The organism is Corynebacterium sp. HMSC074E01 (assembly GCF_001808885.1).
Classification (GTDB): Bacteria; Actinomycetota; Actinomycetes; order Mycobacteriales; family Mycobacteriaceae; genus Corynebacterium.
This window is the reverse complement of record NZ_KV794809.1, coordinates 1-4,396: the sequence shown is the minus strand read 5'-3', so window position 1 is coordinate 4,396 and position 4,396 is coordinate 1. Positions and strand designations below refer to the sequence as shown.

The following is a 4,396-nucleotide window of genomic DNA, read 5'->3' as shown; positions in this document are numbered from 1 at the left end:
TCCTACTGCCCCAACTTTGCAACAGCACCGGACAGCGGCATCGACGATGGAATAGAGATCTAGAACAATGCACAAAGCCACTACCGGCAAGGAAGATTAAGAAGATCTACAAGTGAAGATCAGCAGCATGCGCGTAGGCGCATATACTCCTATGCGCATGTTCTTGATCTGTTATTTCTCATTTGATCTACGTTGATCAAGCCAAGCAGCACCCCACTCTTCAAAGAGAGCAGACAAGCTTGTTTCGTCTTCAAGAGCTGCCATCTTCATTTCTTTGAGCAAGGTTGAGTCTTTGACATAGAGATTGACCTTGCTGGTCTTGCTGGATGCAGCTGCAAACATTTTCTGCGATGGAGTGAGAACCTTCTCTGTTTTTTCCTGTACCGCAGGCTTTGCTTTCTTTCTATCTCCAATGGCCATAATTACTCCTAGTCCTCAGCGAATGCTTGCTCAAGCTCAATGGCAAGAGACTTCCATGGTTCAGTCATTTTTGGGGAAGTTCCGAACGCCCGTCGGGTAGATGCGCGGGTGGGGATCACAACGTCAGCGAGGGCTGCCGTCTCATTTCCTACAAGTTCTGCATGGACCTCATCTAAGAGCCGTTCACGTCTATCTACGTTGGTGAGGACTACGGCGACCGGTGTATCGAGATCCGCCAAAGCATCGAGGGTGACTTGTGTGCGATCAATCTCCATCGGAGATACCCCTGTAGGAACCAAGATCAGTGATGCCACCGATGCTGCTGCATCGATAAGCTGACTACCACCAGGAGGGGTGTCGACAATTAGGTAGTCGAGATCGGAATATCGACGTAGTTGAGAATTAAGGTCACGCACGGATGATGTTAGGACGACGGGGAATCTTAAGTCCTCGGTTGCTCGCGCCCAGCGCGTAGCGGACTGTTGTGGATCCATGTCGAGGACGGCAACTGTACGTCCGTTTTCTTCAAGCGCGGTGGCCAGAAACATTGCTGTTGTCGTTTTTCCTGTGCCACCCTTTGACTGAATGACTGAGATGACGTTGGGCATGATTCAAGGATAAGCAGAGATGGTGCCAGTTAGCGGCAATGACACATGCGTATTAGCGCATGTGCGCATGTGCGCTAATGCGCATGTACGGCTACACATTTGACGATCTGCTGAATTCTGAGAATTTGTTCAACACAGGCGCATGTGCGCATATGCCCATCCGCGTACATCTTTCTATGCGCATATTTATGTCTAGGGGAAGATGTGCCTATCGGTTAATCCTTGTCTGCTTTTAGGCGTGGTAATGGCTTGGTAAGCTCAACAACGTAATTACAGTGAGGTCATTACCCGCTAAATAAAAATGAGCGCCCTTCGGGCGGCAACCCGCAGAGCGCTCGCTTTACGCCCCAAATCCACCTTGGGGAGAAAGCCTGAATATGAGTCTACCCAACACAGACACCGCTGTGGAAGTTCCGCAGCGTGTCCCCACAAAAAAGTCGCACTGGAATGCAGCACAGCTGCTCACCCAAACACTGGGTGCTACACCCACCACGTTGGGCAACTTTGGCGTTACCGATAGTGACCGCCAGCAGCTCATTGCCCACCTAGGACGTAAGACCCTTCAGGGAAGCCCGACCCGTAACTTCAAAGCCGCCTGGCGCAAAGACAAAGACGGCAATACCGCCCCGAAGCTCTACCGCGTCGAAGCTCCTGCCTTAGGGCGCTGTCAGTACGTGGCTCTGACCCATAAACAACGCTCCACGGTGATCGTCGTGGATGTTGATCGCCGAGGTGTGGCTGGAGGCACGATTGAATGTCTCAATGAGTCGGTGCGTCAGAAGCTGGCGGTGCTGGCTGCTGGTAATGCTGGACCCTCATGGATCGGGATTAACCCGACCAATGGGAAGTGTCAGCTGATTTGGTTGATCGATCCGGTCTACGCCGATGGGGGAGGGGATGCGTCAAATGTGCGGCTGCTGCGGGTGACGATGACGATCATGGCCGAGTTGCTTGGTGGTGATGTGGCGTTTGCGCACCATTTGTCGCGCTCGCCGTTTTATACCGGGGATGATCCGGCTGCTTATCATTGGCATGTTCAGCATCACCGGGTCGATAGGCTGTCCCATTTGCGAGACGAGGTGCGCACGATGACCGGTCAACCAGCCCACGCAGAGGCCAAAGGTACGCAGAAATTCTCTAGCGGCCGTGAGCTAATTGAGGCTGTCCGTGCCCGCCGTGAGCAAGCTCAACAAGCCAGGGAACTTCTCGCATCCTTGGAGGGCGACCTTCCAAGTGCCGAAGCGCTTGATGGTGATCGGATCGAGGGGGTTAAAGTCCTGTGGATCACTGAGGGGCGTGCCGCTCGTGATGAGACGGGGTTCCGTCACGCGTTGGCGACCGCACACCGTTTGCGGGAAGCGGGGGAGCGGATGACGGATGCGAAGATCATTGACGCCTACGAGCGCGCCTACAACATCGCCCAGGCCGTCGGCGCTGATCATCGCGAGCCGGAGATGCCGCCACAGCGAGATCGTTTAACGATGGCGCGTCGTGTGCGTGGCTACGTGTTGTCGAATAACCGCTCCAACGGTTCCTCGTCGTTCACGGGCGCTACTGATGGCGTCAATGCTAGGGAGCGTAAGGCGTTGGCGACGATGGGCCGTAAGGGCGGCAAGAAGGCCGCTAAACGATGGAACGACCGCGACAGCGAATACGCGCAAGCTGCGTTGGAAAGACTGGAAGGAATCCAGAAGAGAAAGAAAATCCAAGGCAGCACGAGTCGCGCTCAAGTCATGACAGCTTATGTCGCGACCCTTAATGAGACAGGTGTCGCCCCCACGCGCCCGGCCATCATGGAAGAGACCGGACTCTCCAGAGCCACCGTCACGAGACACCTAGCCGCACTTAAGGAAGCAGGCATGCTCCCCGACAAGTAGGGGGCTCACACTATAAGCAATACACGGTTCCCCTGCTCCCTTATGGGGCAGTTAGCTTTTAGAGAAACTATCTGCTTACATGGGGCCACCAATTGTTGGTTTTAAGATTGAGTGAGTTCTTGTTTGGCAGTGGTGGGTTGACTCTTTCTTGGGAGCGGATGCTATCTAGAGAGGGGTGGAGGTTGGTTTAGCTATGTAGGCGTGTGTGCGTGCGGCTAGGGGTGAGGCGCACTTTGTTTTCCGCGGTTTGTGTACAAGCTCGTGGAGGCGGAGATGCGTGAGGTGAGCTAGTTATTAGCTCCAGCATGGTGCCCTAGGGGATAAGAAATGTTGGCTTTGCCGATGGCAGGGCTGCGTGTTCGCTGCCATCGGTTAGGTGGCGTGATTAGTGCTTGGGCTGTTCTACATGATTGCTGTGGCAGTATCTACGTTATGAAATCAGCCACGAGGGACACGGTAGTTGGCGCCCTAGGGGCAGCTCGGATGTCCCCATATCTTTCTGCTGCAGACGGCAACAAGAAAAGGGCTCTTGCGCTGTATCGGTGGAGTGTCGAGTTGGGGGCATCGGTGCAAGAAACACTCGGCATTACCGAGGTACTTGTTCGTAATGCGATGGATGAACAGTTGCAGGAGTGGAACCGTCGGGAAACCGAAAATCCTAGTTGGCTTCTCGACGCTCCAGCTTCCCCATTGCGAGGGCTTACTCAAGGTAAGCGACTAGAAGCGTTGAGGCGAGCGCGGAAGTCTGCGGGCAATCGTTCCATACATCATCCTCGCTATGGAGCTGAGATTACGCATGATGATGCTTTGGCGAACACGATGTTTGGGATGTGGAAAGACATTCTCCCGAACCATGATCCAGATGCTGAACCGGAGAAGAGGGAGAATAAGAATCGTGTCCGGATGTGGGAAGAAGCGCTAGAAGCAGCGTTTCCGCATGAAGTAGATCCTGACGGTCACACGACGTACTGGAGAGTGGCTCACCTTCATCTGCTGCGTAATCGAGTATCACACATGGATAGTTTGCTCAATGTTGACGTTCTCGATGTGATTGGTGATGCGTTTTCGCTGGTGGGGAGCATAGATCCAGTTCTCGAGCAGTGGCTCACGGGTACGAGTACTGTTAAGAAAATTTACTCGTCCCGTCCCCAGTAGAAAGAGGGAAGGCCTACAGGCGCAAATTGTCCTGTAGACCTTTCCTCACTCATAGCGAGGGACCTTGTCCTCACTTTCTCTACCTTCATTTTACCCTTGGAAAGGTTCAACGCAAGTTACCCTAAGGCCAAACATCGCTCCGGCAGACGGTGTTCGCAGTCTAAAGGCCGTATTGAGAGATTCGCGCAGGTTTAGGTAACAGGCGGCTTTAGGTAGCGTGTGCTGTCTGATTGGTCATCCAGGACGCCATTTCGACCAATGCTCTCCGCCCAACTTTGCAACAGCACCAGTGAGAGTAAGGCACTTCGGTGCTGTTGCAAAGTTGGGGCAGTAGGA

4 protein-coding genes are annotated in these 4,396 nt (G+C 53.7%); 2 read left to right on the top strand and 2 right to left on the bottom strand.

Annotated elements, in window-relative coordinates:
- Positions 1-171 precede the first annotated feature (171 nt).
- A complete protein-coding gene (locus HMPREF2537_RS00625) occupies positions 172-420 on the bottom strand; it encodes a hypothetical protein (RefSeq protein WP_070524722.1) in 249 nt (82 codons plus the stop codon).
- 8 nt (positions 421-428) lie between these two features.
- Entirely contained in the window at positions 429-1,028 is a 600-nt protein-coding gene (locus tag HMPREF2537_RS00620) for a ParA family protein (RefSeq protein WP_070524720.1), read from the bottom strand.
- Between the two features lie 404 nt (positions 1,029-1,432).
- Between HMPREF2537_RS00620 and HMPREF2537_RS00615 the strand changes: the two genes are divergently transcribed.
- Positions 1,433-2,905 (top strand): replication initiation protein, encoded by a 1,473-nt coding sequence (locus HMPREF2537_RS00615; protein WP_246820172.1) that lies wholly within the window; start codon positions 1,433-1,435, stop codon positions 2,903-2,905.
- A gap of 483 nt (positions 2,906-3,388) precedes the next feature.
- The gene (locus HMPREF2537_RS00610; RefSeq protein WP_083298933.1) at positions 3,389-4,060 is read left to right on the top strand and encodes a hypothetical protein; all 672 of its coding nucleotides are present in this window, start codon (positions 3,389-3,391) and stop codon (positions 4,058-4,060) included.
- The last annotated feature ends 336 nt before the right edge of the window (positions 4,061-4,396 follow it).

Excerpts from the sequence above, each read along its gene's own strand:
- HMPREF2537_RS00625 (WP_070524722.1), bottom strand. The coding sequence starts at position 420 with ATGGCCATTGGAGATAGAAAGAAAGCAAAGCCTGCGGTACAGGAAAAA.
- HMPREF2537_RS00620 (WP_070524720.1), bottom strand. The coding sequence starts at position 1,028 with ATGCCCAACGTCATCTCAGTCATTCAGTCAAAGGGTGGCACAGGAAAA.
- HMPREF2537_RS00610 (WP_083298933.1), top strand. The coding sequence starts at position 3,389 with ATGTCCCCATATCTTTCTGCTGCAGACGGCAACAAGAAAAGGGCTCTT.